Annotated in this window: 15 protein-coding genes; 13 read left to right on the top strand and 2 right to left on the bottom strand. The window is 63.0% G+C overall.

Annotated features, from left to right (window positions below; genetic code table 11):
• Nucleotides 1–6: 6 nt before the first annotated feature.
• The gene (gene recG / locus ACQKI2_RS16305; protein WP_427380685.1) at nucleotides 7–2,085 is read right to left on the bottom strand and encodes an ATP-dependent DNA helicase RecG; all 2,079 of its coding nucleotides are present in this window, start codon (nucleotides 2,083–2,085) and stop codon (nucleotides 7–9) included.
• A gap of 214 nt (nucleotides 2,086–2,299) precedes the next feature.
• On the opposite strand from recG, the gene ACQKI2_RS16300 reads away from it, so the two are divergent.
• Both ACQKI2_RS16300 and mfd read left to right on the top strand, forming a co-directional pair.
• Nucleotides 2,300–2,563 (top strand): succinate dehydrogenase assembly factor 2, encoded by a 264-nt coding sequence (locus tag ACQKI2_RS16300; protein WP_427380684.1) that lies wholly within the window; start codon nucleotides 2,300–2,302, stop codon nucleotides 2,561–2,563.
• Nucleotides 2,564–2,599: 36 nt separating this feature from the next.
• Nucleotides 2,600–6,160, top strand: a complete 3,561-nt coding sequence (gene mfd, locus ACQKI2_RS16295) for a transcription-repair coupling factor (RefSeq protein WP_427380683.1) — start codon at nucleotides 2,600–2,602, stop codon at nucleotides 6,158–6,160.
• A gap of 122 nt (nucleotides 6,161–6,282) precedes the next feature.
• Here the strand turns inward: mfd and ACQKI2_RS16290 are convergent, their stop codons facing one another.
• Nucleotides 6,283–7,548 (bottom strand): hypothetical protein, encoded by a 1,266-nt coding sequence (locus ACQKI2_RS16290; RefSeq protein WP_427380682.1) that lies wholly within the window; start codon nucleotides 7,546–7,548, stop codon nucleotides 6,283–6,285.
• Nucleotides 7,549–7,689: 141 nt separating this feature from the next.
• On the opposite strand from ACQKI2_RS16290, the gene ACQKI2_RS16285 reads away from it, so the two are divergent.
• The 11 genes from ACQKI2_RS16285 to lpdA all read left to right on the top strand — a co-directional run bounded on the left by ACQKI2_RS16285 (nucleotide 7,690) and on the right by lpdA (nucleotide 18,064).
• Entirely contained in the window at nucleotides 7,690–8,787 is a 1,098-nt protein-coding gene (locus tag ACQKI2_RS16285) for a CaiB/BaiF CoA transferase family protein (RefSeq protein ID WP_427380681.1), read from the top strand.
• Entirely contained in the window at nucleotides 8,787–9,524 is a 738-nt protein-coding gene (locus ACQKI2_RS16280; protein ID WP_427380680.1) for a histidine phosphatase family protein, read from the top strand. Before ACQKI2_RS16285 ends, ACQKI2_RS16280 begins: the two co-directional genes overlap by 1 nt.
• Before the next feature lie 399 nt (nucleotides 9,525–9,923).
• Nucleotides 9,924–10,109, top strand: a complete 186-nt coding sequence (gene rpmF, locus ACQKI2_RS16275; RefSeq protein ID WP_035595912.1) for a 50S ribosomal protein L32 — start codon at nucleotides 9,924–9,926, stop codon at nucleotides 10,107–10,109.
• 112 nt (nucleotides 10,110–10,221) lie between these two features.
• Nucleotides 10,222–11,502, top strand: coding sequence for a phosphopyruvate hydratase (gene eno, locus ACQKI2_RS16270; protein ID WP_427380677.1), 1,281 nt, complete (start codon nucleotides 10,222–10,224; stop codon nucleotides 11,500–11,502).
• Nucleotides 11,503–11,616: 114 nt separating this feature from the next.
• Complete coding sequence (locus ACQKI2_RS16265) at nucleotides 11,617–11,916, top strand: FtsB family cell division protein (protein ID WP_427380676.1); 300 nt, start codon at nucleotides 11,617–11,619, stop codon at nucleotides 11,914–11,916.
• 66 nt (nucleotides 11,917–11,982) lie between these two features.
• A complete protein-coding gene (pdhA, locus tag ACQKI2_RS16260; RefSeq protein WP_427380675.1) occupies nucleotides 11,983–12,993 on the top strand; it encodes a pyruvate dehydrogenase (acetyl-transferring) E1 component subunit alpha in 1,011 nt (336 codons plus the stop codon).
• Nucleotides 12,990–13,397: an MAPEG family protein gene (locus ACQKI2_RS16255; protein WP_427380674.1), complete on the top strand. Its 408-nt coding sequence runs from the start codon at nucleotides 12,990–12,992 to the stop codon at nucleotides 13,395–13,397. Before pdhA ends, ACQKI2_RS16255 begins: the two co-directional genes overlap by 4 nt.
• Nucleotides 13,397–14,806: a pyruvate dehydrogenase complex E1 component subunit beta gene (locus ACQKI2_RS16250; RefSeq protein WP_427380673.1), complete on the top strand. Its 1,410-nt coding sequence runs from the start codon at nucleotides 13,397–13,399 to the stop codon at nucleotides 14,804–14,806. The genes ACQKI2_RS16255 and ACQKI2_RS16250 overlap by 1 nt, the downstream gene beginning before the upstream one ends.
• Nucleotides 14,796–15,200 (top strand): hypothetical protein, encoded by a 405-nt coding sequence (locus ACQKI2_RS16245; protein WP_427380672.1) that lies wholly within the window; start codon nucleotides 14,796–14,798, stop codon nucleotides 15,198–15,200. The genes ACQKI2_RS16250 and ACQKI2_RS16245 overlap by 11 nt, the downstream gene beginning before the upstream one ends.
• A gap of 1 nt (nucleotide 15,201) precedes the next feature.
• Nucleotides 15,202–16,533, top strand: a complete 1,332-nt coding sequence (locus ACQKI2_RS16240) for a pyruvate dehydrogenase complex dihydrolipoamide acetyltransferase (RefSeq protein ID WP_427380671.1) — start codon at nucleotides 15,202–15,204, stop codon at nucleotides 16,531–16,533.
• A 115-nt stretch (nucleotides 16,534–16,648) separates the two neighbouring features.
• The gene (gene lpdA, locus ACQKI2_RS16235) at nucleotides 16,649–18,064 is read left to right on the top strand and encodes a dihydrolipoyl dehydrogenase (RefSeq protein ID WP_427380670.1); all 1,416 of its coding nucleotides are present in this window, start codon (nucleotides 16,649–16,651) and stop codon (nucleotides 18,062–18,064) included.
• The last annotated feature ends 102 nt before the right edge of the window (nucleotides 18,065–18,166 follow it).

Genomic DNA, 18,166 nt, shown 5'->3' with positions numbered 1-18,166 from the left:
CCGGTTTCAGGAGCCGCTTTCCGGCCCCTGGGCCAGTTTCGGCGTCAGCAGTTCCCGCGCGATGCGCAGGGCCTGCCAGCGTTCGCCTTTCCGGTCCGGATCACCCGCCAGCACGGCCTCAGCGTCCTTGCGGGCAATCTCCAGCAGGGCCCCGTGTTTGGCGAGGTCGATCACGCGATAGTCGGTAGCCCCGGCCTGGCGCACGCCGAGAATGTCTCCGGCGCCGCGCAGGCGGAAATCGGCCTCGGCAATTTCAAACCCATCTTCAGTGCGCCGCAGGGTGTCCAGGCGTTCGCGCGCGGTCTCGCCCAGCGGCGGGCGGTAGAGCAGGATGCAGAAGGCGGGCTTGTCGCCCCGGCCGACACGTCCGCGCAGCTGGTGAAGCTGGGCAAGGCCGAAGCCTTCGGCGCGCTCGATCACCATGATCGTCGCCTCGGGAACATCCACGCCCACCTCGATCACGGTCGTGGCCACCAGGATGCGGGTTTTGCCGGTGCGGAAATCTTCCAGCGCGGTATCCTTTTCGGCGGGTTTCATCCGGCCATGGACGAGCCCTGCCTTGACGTTCAGCTCATCTTCCAGCGCCGCATGGCGCGCCACCGCAGAGGAATCGTCGTCATCCACATCCACACGCGGGCAGACCCAGAAAGCGCGCTCACCTCGCTTCAGGGCGCGGCCGATGGCCTCGATTACGTCTTCCAGGCGCGTGTCGGGTACCGCGCGGGTTTCCACAGGTTTGCGCCCCGGCGGCTTTTCGTCGAGGATCGACACGTCCAGATCGCCATGGACGGCCTGCGCCAGCGTGCGCGGGATGGGCGTGGCGCTCATCACCAGCATATGCGGGCTTTCGGCCTTGCCGGCGAGTTTCATCCGGTCCGACACACCGAAGCGGTGCTGTTCGTCCACGATGATCAGGCCGAGATTGCGGAAGCTGACCGCTTCCTGAAAGAGGGCGTGGGTGCCTGCCGCGATCTGGATGGAGCCGTCGGCGAGGCCCATCAGGGTCGCTTCGCGCGCCGCGCCGCGGTCCCGGCCCGAGAGCGCGGCGACCGTGTAGCCGAGCGGCGCGAGAAGGGTGTCGAGCGTGTCGAACTGCTGGCGGGCCAGCACTTCGGTCGGCGCCATGAACACTGACTGGAAGCCTGCGGCGGCGGCCTCCACAGCGGCAAAAGCAGCCACCAGCGTCTTGCCGGAGCCCACATCGCCCTGCAGCAGGCGGCGCATGGGATAGCCGCGCGCCATGTCGGAGCTGATGTCAGCGGCTGCGCGCATCTGCGCGCCCGTCGGCCGGTAGGGCAGCGCGTCGATCAGGCGGTTCACGGCCCTGGGCGGCGCCTTGATGATCGGGGCGGGCCGCAGGCGGCGGGCGGCCTGGGCCAGGGCGAAAGCAGACTCGCGCGCCAAGGCTTCGTCATAGGCCAGCCGCTCCCGCGCCAGCGCGAAGCGGTCTTCGTCATAGGCGGGCGGATCATGCAGCCAGACGAGGGCTTCGCGGAAGGCCGGCCAGCCTTTCTGGGCAACCAGATGCTTGTCTGCCCATTCCGGCAGGTCTGCCGGAACGTGTTGCAGCGCCTGCAGGATCAGCGTGTGGACACGGCGATTGGTGAGCCCGGCGGTGAGCGGATAGATCGGCTCTACGATGGGCGGGGTCTCGCCTTTGGCCGGGTCGATCACGAAGTCCGGATGGGTGATCTGGCGTTCGCCGCGATACTCCTCGACCTTGCCGGAAACGATCCGCATGGCGCCCACGGGGAACTGGGATTTGATCCAGCGCGGGTCTGCGCGGAAGAAAGCGAGGGTCAGAAAGCCACTGGAATCAACGAGTTGGACGCGGTGCGGGGAGCGGTCGTTGAAGGGCTGATGGTAGGCGTGGACCTCGCCCTGGACGGTGGCAATTTCGCCGGCCACGGTATCGGCAAAGCTCTCCCGCACGCGCCGGTCCAGCCAGCGGTCGGGCAGGTGGAGGAGCAGATCCCATACGGTCTTCCCGTCCACCAGCTTCTGGAGAAGCGGGGTCAGTTTCGGGCCCACGCCGCTGAGCGCTTCAAGCCGTTCAAACAAGGGGTTAAGGCGCTCGTCTCGCATCGGCGGGGAGCTTACGCGGCGCCGGGCCAGCGAACAATCTGCCGCGCTTCAATTGCCTTTCGGGGGCAGCGAAACTAGGTGGATAGCCGCGCGCCTGTCCCGTGGATAAGGGCGCGAAAAACTCCAACCGTCCTCCAACGGGCGGGCCAAAAACTCCAGGAAAACTCCAACGGCGTTGGAGTTTTGCCCGGCTTGCAGAAGGACCAGAGGCTTCATGGACGATACCCGCCGCAGCAAGCTGAAATTCCGCGCCTGGAGACGGGGCTTCCGGGAGCTGGACCTTCTGATGGGCAGTTTTGCCGACGAAGCCCTCGGCACGATGAGCCAAGAAGGGCTGGATGAGTTCGAGCGCCTGCTGGAGGTGCCCGACTGGGAGATCTTTGCCTGGCTGGTGGGGCAGGAGCCGGTGCCTGACAAACATAAGGGCCCGGTGCTGGACCAGCTGATCGGCTTCCGCTACGCCCCCAGAGGTGGCTGACCCCGCCAGGGCCAGCCACCTGAACAAGAGATGCCCATGACCCCCGCTGATGTCCTTTCATCCTTGAGCGGCCCTTCCGCTTTTGCTGGCGCGCCATTTGGCGCGGACCTGATCACATTCTGCGAGGCGCTGCAGAAGCGGGGCGGGATCGGCGTCTATGTGGCGCGGGACGACCGGCTGGCGCAGGCGGCGCGGCGGATGGCGCTGTTTGCGGCGCCGAGGCTGGAGCAGGTGGACCTGCCGGGCTGGGATGTGTTGCCGTATGACCGGATCAGCCCCACGCCGGCGGTGGCCGCGCGGCGCTGCGCGGGGCTTGCCTGCATCTCGCGCTATGAGAAGGCACAGGGGCCCCTGCTGGTGATCACCACGGCCGGCTCGCTGGTGCAGCGCGCCGCGCCAGTGGAGACGCTGAGAAAGGCCTCCCTCTCGATCCGGACGGGCGAGACGGTGAAGGCGAATGAGCTGACCGAATACCTGGCCTTCAATGGCTATATCCGTGCCGGCACGGTGCGGGAGCAGGGCGAATATGCCGTGCGCGGAGGGATCATCGATATCTTCCCGCCGACCGCCGGAGAGCCTTTCCGGCTCGACTTTTTCGGCGATGTGCTGGAGACGATCCGCACCTTCGACACCGAGACGCAGCGTTCCACCGGCAAGGCCGAGGCGGTGACCTTTGCGCCGGTCAGCGAGATCCTGTTCAATGACAATGTGCTGGCCGCCTTCCGCGACCGGTTTCTGGAAACATTCGGGCCGCCTTCGGGCGATCAGATGTATGAGGCCGCGCGCGCCTCGATCCGCCGGCAGGGCGTGGAATCCTGGCTGGCGCTGTTCCATCCGCGCCTTGATACGCTGTTTGACTATGTCGGCGAGGGCGCCCTTTTCGCGCTGGGCCATCTTTCCAGCGAGGCGGCGCATGAGCGTCTGGCGCAGGCCGCCGACTATTACGCCGCCCGCCTGGAAGCGGGCGGCGGGGACATCCGCAAGGCGCGCGTTCTGCCGCCGGGGCGGCTTTATCTCGACGTTGAAGAACTCGACAACCTTCTGGCGACGCATGCCGTTGTGCGTTTCTCGCCGGCAGAGCCTTCGCCCAACACGTTTGACATGGGCGGGCGCCGGGGCCGCGACTTTGCACCTGAACGTCTGAGGACGGACGAGAACATCTTCGAGACCGTGATTGCCCATGCGCGCGCGCTTTATGCCAGCGGCAAGCCCGTTGTGTTTGCGGCCTGGTCGACCGGCTCTGCCGACCGCCTGATCAATGTGCTGACCGATCACGGGCTGACGGGGCTGGCGCAGGTGCACACGCTGGAGGCGGCGAAGAAGACCGACTTCACGGTGGCCGAAGTGCCGATCGAGGAAGGGTTCAATCTTCCGGATCTGGCGATGATTTCGGAAGCCGACGTGCTGGGCGACCGCCTGGCCGCCCCGCGCCGCAAGCGGAAGTCGGCGAGCTTCATTACGGACGCCACCTCTCTGACGCCGGGCGATCTTGTGGTTCACGTCGATCATGGCGTGGGCAAATATGTGGGCCTGAAAACGCTCGAAGTAACCGGCGCGCCGCATGACTGTCTGCAGCTGGAATATTCCGGCGGGGACATGATTTTCATCCCGGTAGAGAATATCGATCTGATCAGCCGGTATGGCTCTGAGGATGCCGAAGGCCAACTCGACAAGCTGGGCGGGGCCGGCTGGCAGACGCGCAAGGCCAAGGCCAAGAAGCGCATTCTGGAAATGGCCGCCGAACTCATGGCCATCGCAGCGGCCCGCGAACTCAAGCGCGCCGACGCCGTGCAGAGCGGGCAGGGCCTCTACGAAGAATTTGCCGCGCGCTTCCCTTACGAGGAAACCGACGACCAGCTTTCGGCCATTGAGGACGTGCTGGCAGACCTTTCCTCCGGCAAGCCGATGGACCGGCTCGTCTGCGGCGATGTGGGCTTTGGCAAGACGGAAGTTGCGCTGCGCGCCGCCTTCGTGGCGGCGATGAACGGCAAGCAGGTGGCCGTGATCGCGCCGACCACGCTGCTCGCCCGCCAGCACTTCAAGACCTTCCAGGAACGTTTTGCCGGCTGGCCGCTGAATGTGCGCCCGCTGTCGCGTTTTGTCGGCGCGCGCGAGGCGGCGGAGACGCGCGATGGCCTTGCCGAAGGCACGGTGGATGTGGTGGTCGGCACCCATGCCGTGCTCAGCAAGGACATGAAGTTCAAACGCCTCGGCCTGATGATCGTGGACGAGGAGCAGCGTTTCGGCGTGAAGCACAAGGAGCGCCTGAAAGAGCTGAAATCGGACGTACACGTTCTGACGCTGTCGGCGACGCCTATTCCGCGTACGTTGCAGATGGCGCTGACCGGCATTCGCGATCTCTCGATCATTGCAACGCCCCCCGTGGACCGGCTGTCGGTGCGTACCTACATCACCGAAGAAGATACCGTCACGCTGCGCGAAGCGCTGCTGCGCGAGAAGTATCGCGGCGGGCAGGCCTTCTATGTGGCGCCGCGCATCACCGATCTCGACAAGCTGGAAAACTTCCTGCGCACGCATGTGCCGGAGGTGTCCTTCATCGTGGCGCATGGCCAGATGGCGGCAGGCGAACTGGAAGACATCATGACCGCCTTCTACGAGGGCAAGTATGATGTGCTGCTCTCGACCACGATTGTCGAAAGCGGGCTTGATATTCCGCGCGCGAACACGCTGCTCATCCACCGCGCCGACATGTTTGGCCTGGCCCAGCTTTATCAGCTGCGCGGGCGGGTTGGCCGGTCCAAACTTCGTGCGTATGCATACTTTACCACGCCCAAGGACAAGGTGATCACCGAGAGCGCGGAGAAGCGGCTGAAAGTGCTGCAATCGCTCGACTCCCTTGGCGCGGGCTTCCAACTGGCGAGCCATGATCTCGACATGCGCGGAGCGGGCAACCTGCTCGGTGATCAGCAGTCTGGCCAGGTGAAAGAGGTGGGCGTCGAGCTTTACCAGTCGATGCTGGAAGACGCCGTGAAGGCGCTGCGCGCTGGGGCGACGGACGAGGCGGATGTGGCGGACGATTGGTCGCCGCAGATCAATCTGGGCGTCGCGGTGCTGATCCCGGAAGATTATGTGGATGATCTCAACGTGCGCTTGTCGCTTTACCGTCGCCTGTCGGACATCGTAACGGCGCAGGACCGCGAAGCTTTTGCCGCGGAGCTGATCGACCGGTTTGGCCCGCTGCCGAATGAGACGCGGCAGTTGCTGGACGTGACCGCAATCAAGGTGTCGTGCAAGGCGCTGGGCATTTCCAAGCTGGATGCCGGGGAGAAGGGGGCGGTGTTCGCCTTCCGGCCGGACACCGTGATGGACCCTCAGAAGCTGATGCAGATCGTCCGCACACGGCCCGCGCAGATGAAATTGCGCCCGGATTCCAAACTGGTACATTCCGGCCTCGGCGGCACGCCGGAGCGGCGTCTTTCCGGCGCCAAGGCCTTCCTGCGTGAACTGGAAGCGGCCTGCGGCATCGTCTCGCCCGCTTCGACGGATGCCGTGGCGGCGATGCCCTCACGCCAGGCGGCCGCGCCGGAAGACAAATGGAAAAAGCCGATGAAAAGCGGCCTGCTTAGCGAGGATTAAGCCATGGCAGTTACGGCGAACGGCTCATCCTGAGCGAAGTCGAAGGACGAGCCGGGGCTCGCACCGCATTTTGGCCATCCTTCGACTTCGCTCAGGATGAGAGGCGCACTGTTTGGCCGGAGCTACGCGGCAATCCGTGTGCGCACGAAGGGGCCGATAAGGGCCGTTGAGATCAGCGTTTGCGGCGTATGGTAATTGCGCCGTTCTGTGACGCGCCAGCTTAGATTTTCCGGATTTCCGGCGCGGTCCATTGCTTCGCCGATACGTTCGGCAAGGCGCACGCCGCCGCGATAGGGGGTTGCGGGCAGGGAAATGACGAACATGCCGGGCTCAGCGAGGGCGGCGCAGTCGGTATCGCGAATCTGCCGGGCGATCACTTCACCCGCGATTTTCTGCGCCGGAATGGACTTGGCCATTTCAGGCGGCAGCCGCAGGGTGAGCACTGAAAGCGCCTCGGCCTGTTCCTGTGCAATCTGCATCTGGCGGGGCAGGTGGGCCTCGAAGAAGCCGCGTGTGAAGAGGCCGGTGGCAAGGTCGGTGACCGTCAGAGCAGAAAGGCCCGGCAGGGGCATCATCGGCGCGCTCGCGTGCAGGCGGCGGCATTGGGCCTCCACTGCTGTGACGATAGCGTCATCATCCGTTGCCGGATCGATGATGTCGGTCGCGTGGCTCAGCAGGGCAAGCTCACGCTCGGTAAACTCTGCCTGCGGACGGCTGATGACGATCAGCGGCAGGCCCGCAAGGCCATCTTCCTCGGAAATCCAGCGGCCCATGCCGCTGGCGTCTTCATGCGCCATGCTGAGATCGATCAGCGCGGCGGCGAAGCGCTTGCTGGTCATGTGCTGGCGCGCGGTGGGGCGGGAAAGGGCGGCGGTGATCTCCACGCCGCGCTGGCGCAGGGCGCCCTGCAGCGACAGGAAGAAAGGCGATCCATCGCCCAGATAGAGCAGCGCGGGCACGGCATTGACATCTGCCGGTGGCAGCTTTGCCCCCAGCCCTTCGGCAGTGGCGCGGCGGATGGCGGCTTCCCGCAGGCGGCTGGCGCGGCGGGCCAGCGCAGCAAGGCGGCTGCGCAGGGTGGAGAGATCCTTGTCGAGCCGCAGGTGCAGCGCGCCCTCAGGCCGGGGCGCGCTCTGGCCGGAGGTGTTCAGCAGCACGATCTGGCGCGGGACGCCCCCAATCATGGCGGCGCGGCGCAGGCGTTCGAGGGTTTCGGGGGCCCCGCTTGCCATGTCCACCAGCAACGGGTCGGCGGCAGAGAAGTCTATATCGGCAGGGGCGATGTAGGGGCGCAGGCCAGCGGATTTCAGGCGCGACACGATCATTTCCAGACGGGGGCTGCTGGCGGCGACCTCGATGGGCGGGTCGTAGAAGGAAAAATCCAGCATGCGGATACGCGCCTGAATACTTGCTGAAAACTCGTACACAATGGCCGCGAGCGACGCTGCGGCACCCCTTCCTTTTGCGCCGAGCCCCCTTAAAGTTCCGCTAATTCGACCATTACAAACAGGACATCAGGGAGACATCTCATGGCTCAGGGACCGCTCGCGGGCGTCAGAATTGTGGAATTTGCGGGCATCGGGCCTGGGCCGTTCTGCGGTATGCTGTTGTCGGATATGGGCGCGGATGTGATCCGCATCGACCGTCCGGGCAATGGCAAGCCGGGCCGCGCCGAAGATGTCGTGGGCCGTGGCCGCCGGTCGATCGGGCTGAACCTGAAAGACCCGGCAGACGTGGAAGTTGCCCTGAAGCTGATCGCGCAGGCCGACGCCCTGATCGAGGGATTCCGTCCCGGCGTGATGGAGCGCAACGGGCTGGGCCCGGATGTGGCGCTCGCGCGTAATCCGAAGCTCGTCTATGGCCGTATGACCGGCTGGGGCCAGACCGGCGCGCTCTCGCATTCGGCCGGCCACGACCTCAACTACATTGCGATCACTGGCGCGCTGCATGCGATGGGCGATGGCGATGGCCGTCCGCGCCCGCCGCTCAACCTTGTGGGCGATTATGGTGGCGGCGCGCTGTATCTGGCGATGGGGGTTCTGGCAGCGATCATCAATGTGAAGAATGGCGGCAAGGGCCAGGTGATTGATGTGGCAATGTCTGACGGCGCCGCCTCGCTGACGGCGATGTTCTGGGGCATGCGCGCCATGGGCGTGTGGACCGACGACCGCGAGGCCAACATGCTCGATGGCGGGGCGCACTTCTACGACACCTATGAGACCAAGGACGGCAAGTGGGTGTCCATCGGCTCCATCGAGCCGCAATTCTATGCGATCCTGCGGGAGAAGGCTGGCCTCACCGATGCCGCCTTTGATGCCCAGATGGACAAGTCCAAATGGCCCGAGCTGAAGCAGAAGGTCATGGCCGTCATCAAGACCAAGACCCAGGCCGAGTGGAACGCCATCATGGAAGGCACCGACATCTGCTATGCGCCGGTGCTCTCAATGGCCGATGCGCCGAGCTACAAGCACAATGTCGATCGCGGTACCTTCGTCGAGATCGAAGGCGTGGTTCAGCCCGCGCCGGCGCCGCGCTTCTCCGAAACGCCGGGCGCCATCCAGGGCCGTCCGCCGGGCCTGGGTGAGCATACGGAAGCGATCCTGAAAGACTGGGGCGTTTCGCGTTGATGAGCGCGCTGCCCGGCACCACCGGGCGGCGGCGCATCTATCTGATGCGGCACGGCTTTGTGGACTATACGTCCGCTGCCGTGCGCGCCGCGCGCGATCCGAAGGTGGCCACGCTGACCGAGCGGGGCGTTGAGGAAGCGCGCGCCGCCGGGATTGCCCTCTCGGAAGTGCATTTCGACCTTGCCCTCTGTTCCGGCCTCGCGCGGACGCGGCAGACGGCGGAGTTCGTGCTGGCCGAGCATCCCAATGCGCCGCCGCTGGAGGAAGACCCCCGTTTCGGCGAGCTGCGCTCGGGCAGCTACATGGATTTTCATTCAGCCGAGCATCTGGCCGCCGTGATGACATTCACCTTCGAGCAGGCGGGAGAGCCGGAGGCGGCCTTCCTGCCGGGCGGGGAGCGATTCGCCGACGCACTGATTCGCATCCGCGAGGGGCTGGCGGCGCTTTTGCTGCGGCCGGGCTGGGCGACGGCGCTGGTTGTGGCACACGAAGTCGTGAACCGGATGCTGCTGGCGGATGTGATCGGCGCGCCGCTGGGCGCCAGCGCGGGTTTCGAGCAGGATACCGGCTGTATCAACATTCTCGATTTCGACCTGGTGCCGGCCGAGAGCGGGCAGGGGATCGAAGTGGAGCGCGGCGTCATCAAGGCGGTAAACCTGACGCCGGCTAACTACCTGAAAAACGGGATGAATTTGCGTAGTCTCGAGGCGATTTTCACGCGCCCCGAGGAAGACTGATGCCGGGGGCGCGCCGCAGGGATATGGCTGCGCGGGCCGTTCCGGTGGTTGCAGGCCATTCTCCGGCAACCGGCTGCATTTCCCCACATGGGCGAGTGATCGCCAATGTGAACCCCAAATAACAACACCGCTGCGCCAATATTCAGACTCAATCCCTTATTAACTGAAGCTGTCAGCGCAGAGCCAATCCGGCAGATTGCCAGGGCAAAGGGCTGACGTCCTTCTTGCATACCTTGGCCGGCCTTATTGGCCGGCCATTTTGTATTTGCGGGGGATAAGCCAGCGGGCGCTGAAATTGATGCCGTTTCGTGCTTGCCATCCTCATTTGCCTGCGTTAACAGGCGCGCTTTCCCGCCGTCCCAATTGGGCGCGGACCCACCAGATTCCGGAAGCAGTGCCATGGCAGTCCCCAAGAGTAAGAAATCGAAATCGCGCACCCGCATGCGCCGCTCGCATGACCGTCTGGCGATGAACACCTACATCGAAGACGCGAACTCGGGTGAACTTCGCCGTCCGCACCACATTGACCTGAAAACCGGCATGTATCGCGGCAAGCAGATCCTCGAGCCGAGCGACGAAATCTAGTTCGCCCCGGTTGCGCTGATAAGCGCACCAGCCTAAGGGTTCCGGCGCCTCCTGCACCTCGCAGGGGGCGCTTTTCATTTGCACGCAAAACGCCGGTAAGGGGACATCCTCCATGAGCGAAATCATCGACATTCACGCCCGCGAAATTCTCGACAGCCGCGGCAATCCGACGGTCGAAGTCGATGTCACGCTGGACGACGGCTCGACGGGCCGCGCCGCTGTGCCCTCGGGCGCTTCGACGGGCGCTTACGAGGCCCATGAGCAGCGCGACGGCGACAAGAGCCGCTATAATGGCAAGGGCGTCCTGAAGGCGGTTGAGGCCGTCAACGGCGAGATCTGCAACGAACTGGCCGGCATGGACGCCACCGACCAGCGCCTGATCGACACGCTGATGATCGATCTGGACGGCACGGACAACAAATCCCGCCTCGGCGCCAATGCGATTCTCGGCGTGTCGCTGGCCGTGGCCAAGGCAGCGGCCGAATCGTCTGCCCTGCCACTCTATCGCTATCTCGGCGGCGCCAATGCCCGCATCCTGCCGACCCCGATGATGAACATCATCAATGGCGGCGCCCATGCCGACAACCCGATCGACATCCAGGAATTCATGATCATGCCGGTCAGCGCCGAGAGCATCTCGGACGCCGTGCGCATGGGCGCGGAAGTGTTCCACGCGCTGAAGAAGACGCTGCATGACGCTGGCCACAACACCAATGTCGGCGATGAAGGCGGCTTTGCGCCCAACCTTGCCTCCACAGACGAGGCCATCGGCTTCATCATGAAGTCCATCGAGAAAGCAGGCTATCGCCCCGGCGAAGACATTGCGCTCGCCCTCGATGCGGCCTCCACCGAATTCTTCAAGAACGGCAAGTATGAGCTGTCCGGCGAGGGCAAGTCGCTCTCTTCCGATGAGTTCGCCAAGTATCTCGCCGATCTCTGCGGCCGCTATCCGATTCTCTCCATCGAGGACGGCATGGCCGAAGACGACTGGGACGGCTGGATCGCGCTGACCGAAATGCTGGGCGACCGGGTGCAGCTCGTCGGCGATGACCTGTTCGTGACCAACCCTGACCGCCTGGCCATCGGCCTGCAGAAGGGCGCGGCCAACTCCATCCTCGTGAAGGTCAACCAGATCGGCACGCTTTCCGAGACGCTGGATGCGGTTGAACTGGCCCACCTGCATGGTTACACCGCCGTCATGTCCCACCGTTCGGGCGAAACCGAGGATTCGACGATTGCCGACCTCGCTGTGGCCACCAATTGCGGCCAGATCAAAACGGGCTCGCTCAGCCGGTCTGACCGGATCGCCAAGTACAACCAGCTGATTCGGATCGAGGAAGAACTGGGCCCCATCGCCATGTATGCCGGCCTTGCCCGCATCAATGCTGGCTGATCTGGCCTGAAAACACCTGATATTCGGGGCCCTGCGGGGCCCCGAACTGTTTATGGAACCGGCTCCGGCATTAATGGTCATCAAGCCTTAACCAACGCGCGGCATGGATGAAGCATGGTTTCACGGCTTCAGGCCCTCGGGCTCAGTCTTCTGGTGCTCTACTTTGCCTTCCACGCCTTCGCGGGGGAGAAGGGGCTGGGCCGTTGGACGGATGCCCAGATCGAATTGGAAAGCCGGAAGACCGATCTGGCTGAAATTCAACAGGATATTGATCGCCTCCGCGTAGACATCCGGCGGCTGACGCCGGGCTCGGTAGACCCCGATTATGTGGAAGCGCTCGCCCGTGATAAGCTCGCTTTCGTATATCCGGGAGAGATCGTTCTCCTCACACCCGAGCGCAGCTCTGCAAATTGACAACGATGCTCTGACTTGTCGTTGCAATATTGCGGCGACATAAAGGCCTCTGGGAGGCACATCGTTATGGCAACAAAACCAAAGAGTGCAAAAAAGGCACCCATAAAAGCGACCAAGGCAGAAATGCTTGCCTTCTACCGGGAGATGCTGCTGATCCGGCGTTTCGAGGAAAAGGCCGGTCAGCTTTACGGCATGGGCAAGATCGCCGGCTTCTGCCACCTCTATATCGGGCAGGAAGCGGTCGTTACCGGCATGCAGGCCTGCCTGAAGGAAGGTGACCAGGTCATCACCGGTTACCGCGACCACGGCCATATGCTGGCCTGCGGCATGGACCCCAATGGCGTGATGGCAGAGCTGACCGGACGGGTCGGCGGCTATTCCCGCGGCAAGGGCGGCTCCATGCACATGTTCTCGAAAGAGAAGAACTTCTATGGCGGCCACGGCATCGTCGGCGCGCAGGTGCCGCTGGGCACGGGGCTCGCCTTCGCCAACAAGTATCGCGGCAACGATAATGTCAGCCTTGCCTATTTCGGCGATGGCGCGGCCAATCAGGGCCAGGTCTACGAAGCGTTCAACATGGCCTCCCTGTGGAAGCTGCCGGTCGTCTACGTCATCGAGAACAACATGTACGCGATGGGCACGAGCGTTGAGCGTCACGCTTCGGAGACGGAACTCTTCAAGCGCGGCATCTCCTTCGAGATCGAAGGCGAAGAAGTTGACGGGATGGACGTGCTGGCGGTGCGCGAGGCGGGCGAGAAGGCCGTCAAGCATGCGCGCAGCGGCAAGGGCCCCTATATCCTCGAGATGAAGACCTACCGCTATCGTGGCCACTCGATGTCTGACCCCGCAAAGTATCGCAAGCGGGAAGAGGTGGACGATATTCGCTCGCATCATGATCCCATCGAGGGCCTAAAAGGCCAGATCCTGGAGCTGGGTCACGCCACCGAAGACGATCTCAAGAAGATCGACAACGAGATCAAGGCCATCGTGAAAGAGGCGGCCGACTTCTCCCTGGAGAGCCCGGAGCCTGATCCAGGCGAGCTGTGGACGGACGTTCTGATTGAAGAGGACGCATGATGAGCCCGGAGCTTTCCTGGCTGTCAGCGACAGCGATCCTGTTCTTTATTTACATCCTTGGGGAAGTGGTGGCGGGCAACCGCCAGTATTCGCCGAAGGAACTGCTTGGCCCGCGGGATAATCTTCCCGCCTATGGGCCAGCCATGGGGCGGGCCAAGCGCGCGACCGCCAATATGGTCGAGGCAATGTGCATGTTTGTGCCGCTCGTACTCGTAGCCGTGGTCAGTGAACGCACCAACCAATGGACCGCGCTTGGCTGCGCGGTTTTCTTTTTTGCGCGGCTCGCTTTTGCGCCGCTCTACTGGTTCGGAGTGCCGGTCCTTCGCACGCTCGCCTTTTTTGCGGGCGTCGCCGGGCTGATTATGATCTTCCTGCAAATTCTTCCGTTTTCCGGAGTTAATTAATGTCCGTAGACATCCTTATGCCTGCGCTGTCGCCGACCATGGAAGAGGGCACCCTCTCCAAATGGCTGAAGAAAGAGGGCGATGCCATCAAGTCCGGTGACGTGATCGCCGAAATCGAAACCGACAAGGCGACGATGGAAGTCGAAGCCGTTGATGAAGGCGTTCTGGCAAAGATCGTCGTGCCCGAAGGCACCGAAGGGGTGAAGGTCAACGCCGTCATCGCCGTACTCGCCGCTGACGGAGAAGACGTGTCGAAAGCCGCGCCTTCCAGGCCGAAGGAAGACAAGGCCGAGGCCAAGTCCGAAGAAGGCGACGTGAAAGAGGCGAAGAAAGCCGTTCCGGAAGAGGAAGACCCTAAGCCCAAGGCGCCGGAACAGCCGCGCGCGGCAATCGTCAAAGACCCCTCACTGCCCGAAGGCACCACCTTCACAGACACCACGGTGCGCGACGCGCTGCGCGATGCGATGGCCGAAGAGATGCGTAAGGATGAGCGCGTCTTTGTGATGGGCGAGGAAGTGGCCCAGTATCAGGGGGCCTATAAGGTGACCCGTGAACTGCTGCAGGAATTCGGGGATCGCCGCGTGGTCGATACGCCGATCACGGAGCATGGCTTTGCCGGCCTTGGCGTCGGCGCCGCCTTTGCGGGCCTGCGTCCGATTGTTGAGTTCATGACCTTCAACTTCGCCATGCAGGCGATTGACCAGATCATCAACTCTGCGGCCAAGACGCTGTATATGTCCGGCGGCCAGATGGGCTGCCCCATCGTGTTCCGCGGGCCCAATGGCGCGGCCAGCCGCGTCGGCGCCCAGCACAGCCAGGATTATTCAGCCTGGTACGCCCAAATCCCCGGCCTGAAAGTCATCGCGCCCTATGACGCGGCCGATGCAAAGGGCCTGCTGAAGGCCGCGATCCGCGATCCCAACCCGGTCGTCTTCCTGGAGCATGAACTGCTCTATGGCCAAACCTTCCCGGTGCCGGATGTGGAGGATTATATCGTCCCCATCGGCAAGGCGGCGGTGAAACGTGAGGGTACGGATGTTACCCTGGTGGCCCATTCCCGCATGGTCGGCTTTGCCCTGCAGGCGGCCGAGCGCCTCGCCGAAGAAGGTATCAGCGCCGAAGTGATCGACCTGCGCACCCTGCGCCCGCTCGACACCGACACCGTGATCGAGAGCGTGAAGAAAACCAACCGCCTCGTCTGCTGCGAGGAAGGCTGGCGCTTCATGGGCGTCGGCGCAGAGATCGCGGCGACGGCGGTGGCCGAAGCCTTCGACTATCTCGACGCGCCCCCGGTCCGCGTCCACCAGAAAGATGTGCCGTTGCCCTACGCCGCAAACCTGGAGGCGCTCAGCCTTCCGAATGCGGATGATATTGTCGAGGCGGCGAAGAAGGTGTGTTATGTGGGATAGCCTCTTTGCCAAGGTAGATAACCTGCAAGACGCTCGGTCGGTGCTGCCAGCGGACAAGCTATGGCTGGCAAAGCGTTGGCTGTTTGACGGCGACGAGTTGACAATGGACTTTCAGGAGAGCGGTGGGGAGGCGATCAGAAGTGTTAGCTGTAATCCAATCTATTTCAGCTTTGCTGACGAGTTGATTGAGGCACTTGGCGCCGGTGTTGATGAGTTTGTGCGGCAGTCTTCAGATTCCTCCTTTTGCAAGGAGCAGCTTGTAGAGAACATTGCGCAGAGTGCTCCAGATATTACAGAATCTATCCGTTCACTAGAGATGTATGTTCTTAACGCTCGGGAATGGAATTTGCGCTTCGCGTGCTATGGATCACCAAAGATTGTGGAGGACAACTAGCATGGCCATCAACATCACCATGCCCGCGCTGAGCCCCACGATGGAAGAGGGGACGCTGGCCAAATGGCTCGTCAAGGAAGGCGACAGCGTCAAGTCTGGCGACATTATTGCTGAAATCGAGACCGACAAGGCGACGATGGAAGTCGAAGCCGTCGATGAAGGCACGGTCGCCAAGATCGTCGTGCCCGAGGGGTCTGAAGGCGTAAAGGTCAACGCCGTCATCGCCGTGCTGGCGGAAGACGGTGAAGATGCGTCTTCGGTGAAGCCGCCGTCTGCGGACGCTGCGCCCAAGAAAGACGAAAAGAAGGAAGACGCTCCGAAGGCTGAAGAAAAGAAAGCCGAAGAGAAGAAACCCGAGCCCAAAAAGGAAGAGTCAAAGCCAGAGCCCGTCAAGGCTGCCGCGCCGGCAAAGTCTGATGACGGCGCACGCCTGAAGGCCTCACCGCTGGCCAAGCGTATCGCGGCCAATAAGGGCATTGATCTCAAGGCCCTCAAAGGCTCCGGCCCGCATGGCCGCATCATCAAACGCGATGTGGAAGCCGCCAAGCCCGGCGCCCAGGCCGCCTCTGCTGGCTCTGCCGCACCCGCTTCGCCCGATGGTCTCATCCTGCCGCAGGTCCTCGACGACCGCGTCTATGCGCCCGATACCTATGAGCTCAAACCGCTCGACGGCATGCGCAAGACGGTCGCGAGGCGCCTGACGCAGAGCTTCATGCAGGTGCCGCATTTCCCGCTGAATGTGGACATCACGCTCGACAATCTGCTGAGCAGCCGCACGGCCATCAACAATGCGGCGCGCGAAGGCGTGAAGGTGTCGGTCAATGACCTGTTGATCAAGGCCGCCGCGCTCGCCCTGATCGATGAGCCCGATTGCAATGCGTCGTTCACGGACAAAGGCATCGCCTATCACAAGCACGCTAACATCTCGGTCGCGGTCGCAGTCGAGGGTGGCCTGATCACGCCGGTAATCTTCAAGGCCGAATCCAAAGGCCTCGCAGAAATCTCAGAAGAGATGAAAGACCTCGCCACCCGCGCGCGCGAACGCAAGCTGAAGCCGCAGGAATATATGGGCGGTACCTTCTCGATCTCGAACCTCGGCATGTTCGGCATCAAATCCTTCGCCTCGATCATCAACCCGCCCGAAGGCATGATCCTCTCGGTCGGCGCGGGAGAGAAACGCCCAGTGGTGGACGAGAAGGGCAATGTCGTTGTGCGGACGGTCATGAGCGTCACGCTGACCTGCGACCACCGCGTCATCGGCGGGGCAGAGGGCGCCAAATGGCTCGCCGCGTTCAAGCGCTATGTGGAGACGCCTGAGGCGATGCTGCTCTGAAGGACGTGTCATCCCGGAAAGCGCGCAGCGCTTATCCGGGACCTTCGTCGGCCAATTAACAAGGTCCCGGCTCTCCGCTTTGCTGCGGCCGGGATGACAGGGAAGGGAAACACGAATGTCCACCCAATACGACCTCATCGTTATCGGCTCCGGTCCCGGCGGCTATGTTGCGGCGATCCGGGCGAGCCAGCTCGGCATGAAGACGGCGATTGTCGAGCGCGAGAGCCTCGGCGGCATCTGCCTCAACTGGGGCTGTATCCCGACCAAGGCGCTGCTGCGCTCAGCCGAAGTGCTCCATCTTGCCAAGCATGCCAAATCTTTCGGCCTGAAGATCGAGAATCCGTCTTTCGATCTGGAGGCCGTCGTAAAACGCTCGCGCGGTGTCGCTGCGCAGCTTTCGGGCGGCGTCAAGTTCCTGATGAAGAAGAACAAGATCGACGTCATCGAGGGCACGGCCCGGCTGGAGAAAGGCACGCCTGCGCCCAGGGTCATCGTCAAGGGCAAGGATGGCAAGGATACGCCGTATACGGCCAAACATGTCATGCTGGCGACTGGCGCCCGCGCCCGCGATATTCCGCAGGCGGGCCTGAAAGCTGATGGCAAGCTCGTCTGGACCTATCGCGAGGCCATGACGCCGGATGTGATGCCCAAACGCCTCCTCGTTATCGGTTCGGGCGCCATCGGCATCGAGTTTGCGAGTTTCTACAATGAGCTGGGCAGCGAGGTGACCGTCGCCGAAGTGATGGAACGTATCCTCCCTGTGGAAGACGCGGAAATCTCCGGCCTCGCCGAGAAGGATTTCAAGAAGCAGGGCATGAACATCCTCACCGGCGCAAAGGTGGAAAACCTGAAACCCGGAAAAGATACGCTCACGGCGGAAATCACAACGAAGGACGGCAAGAAGGAAACGAAGGAATTCGACCGCGCCATCCTCGCCGTCGGCATCGTTGGCAATGTGGAGAATCTCGGCCTCGAAGCGCTCGGCGTGAAGATCGAGAAAACGCATGTTGTCGTTGATGGCTTCGGTCGCACGGGCGTGCCCGGCCTCTATGCCATCGGCGATCTCACTGGCCCGCCCTGGCTGGCGCACAAGGCGAGCCATGAAGGCATCGTCTGCGTCGAAGGCATCCATGGAAAGAACCATGCCGAGCCGTTTGATGCGTCAAACATTGCCGGCTGCACCTATTCCCATCCGCAGGTCGCCAGCGTGGGCCTGACGGAAGCAGCTGCAAAAGCCAAGGGCTATGACATCAAAGTCGGCCGCTTCCCGTTCATCGGCAATGGCAAGGCCATTGCTCTGGGGGCGGAGAATGGGCTGGTGAAAACCATCTTCGACAAAAAAACCGGCGAGCTGCTCGGCGCGCATATGATCGGCGCGGAAGTCACTGAGCTTATCCAGGGCTATGTGATCGCGCGCCAGGGCGAGCTTACGGAAGCCGACCTCATCCACACCATTTTCCCGCACCCCACGCTATCAGAAACGATGCATGAGGCGGTGCTGGACGCGGAAGGGCGCGTGATCCACGTCTAGCCCTGTCATTCCGCCCAGGCTTGGCGGCCCTCACCTCCCCCGCGCGTTGCGCGCGGGCCCCCCTCTCCCACTTCGCGGGAGAGGGGTTAGGCGTTGCGCTTG

This window comes from Hyphomonas sp. NPDC076881 (assembly GCF_050269995.1).
Taxonomy (GTDB): domain Bacteria; phylum Pseudomonadota; class Alphaproteobacteria; order Caulobacterales; family Hyphomonadaceae; genus Hyphomonas.
The sequence above is the reverse complement of the archived record's forward strand: the minus strand, read 5'-3'. Positions and strand labels throughout refer to the sequence as shown.

Bases quoted from the DNA above. Each gene is read 5' to 3' on its own strand.
- recG (WP_427380685.1), bottom strand. From the start codon at position 2,085: ATGCGAGACGAGCGCCTTAACCCCTTGTTTGAACGGCTTGAAGCGCTC.
- ACQKI2_RS16300 (WP_427380684.1), top strand. From the start codon at position 2,300: ATGGACGATACCCGCCGCAGCAAGCTGAAATTCCGCGCCTGGAGACGG.
- mfd (WP_427380683.1), top strand. From the start codon at position 2,600: ATGACCCCCGCTGATGTCCTTTCATCCTTGAGCGGCCCTTCCGCTTTT.
- ACQKI2_RS16290 (WP_427380682.1), bottom strand. From the start codon at position 7,548: ATGCTGGATTTTTCCTTCTACGACCCGCCCATCGAGGTCGCCGCCAGC.
- ACQKI2_RS16285 (WP_427380681.1), top strand. From the start codon at position 7,690: ATGGCTCAGGGACCGCTCGCGGGCGTCAGAATTGTGGAATTTGCGGGC.
- ACQKI2_RS16280 (WP_427380680.1), top strand. From the start codon at position 8,787: ATGAGCGCGCTGCCCGGCACCACCGGGCGGCGGCGCATCTATCTGATG.
- rpmF (WP_035595912.1), top strand. From the start codon at position 9,924: ATGGCAGTCCCCAAGAGTAAGAAATCGAAATCGCGCACCCGCATGCGC.
- eno (WP_427380677.1), top strand. From the start codon at position 10,222: ATGAGCGAAATCATCGACATTCACGCCCGCGAAATTCTCGACAGCCGC.
- ACQKI2_RS16265 (WP_427380676.1), top strand. From the start codon at position 11,617: ATGGTTTCACGGCTTCAGGCCCTCGGGCTCAGTCTTCTGGTGCTCTAC.
- pdhA (WP_427380675.1), top strand. From the start codon at position 11,983: ATGGCAACAAAACCAAAGAGTGCAAAAAAGGCACCCATAAAAGCGACC.
- ACQKI2_RS16255 (WP_427380674.1), top strand. From the start codon at position 12,990: ATGATGAGCCCGGAGCTTTCCTGGCTGTCAGCGACAGCGATCCTGTTC.
- ACQKI2_RS16250 (WP_427380673.1), top strand. From the start codon at position 13,397: ATGTCCGTAGACATCCTTATGCCTGCGCTGTCGCCGACCATGGAAGAG.
- ACQKI2_RS16245 (WP_427380672.1), top strand. From the start codon at position 14,796: ATGTGGGATAGCCTCTTTGCCAAGGTAGATAACCTGCAAGACGCTCGG.
- ACQKI2_RS16240 (WP_427380671.1), top strand. From the start codon at position 15,202: ATGGCCATCAACATCACCATGCCCGCGCTGAGCCCCACGATGGAAGAG.
- lpdA (WP_427380670.1), top strand. From the start codon at position 16,649: ATGTCCACCCAATACGACCTCATCGTTATCGGCTCCGGTCCCGGCGGC.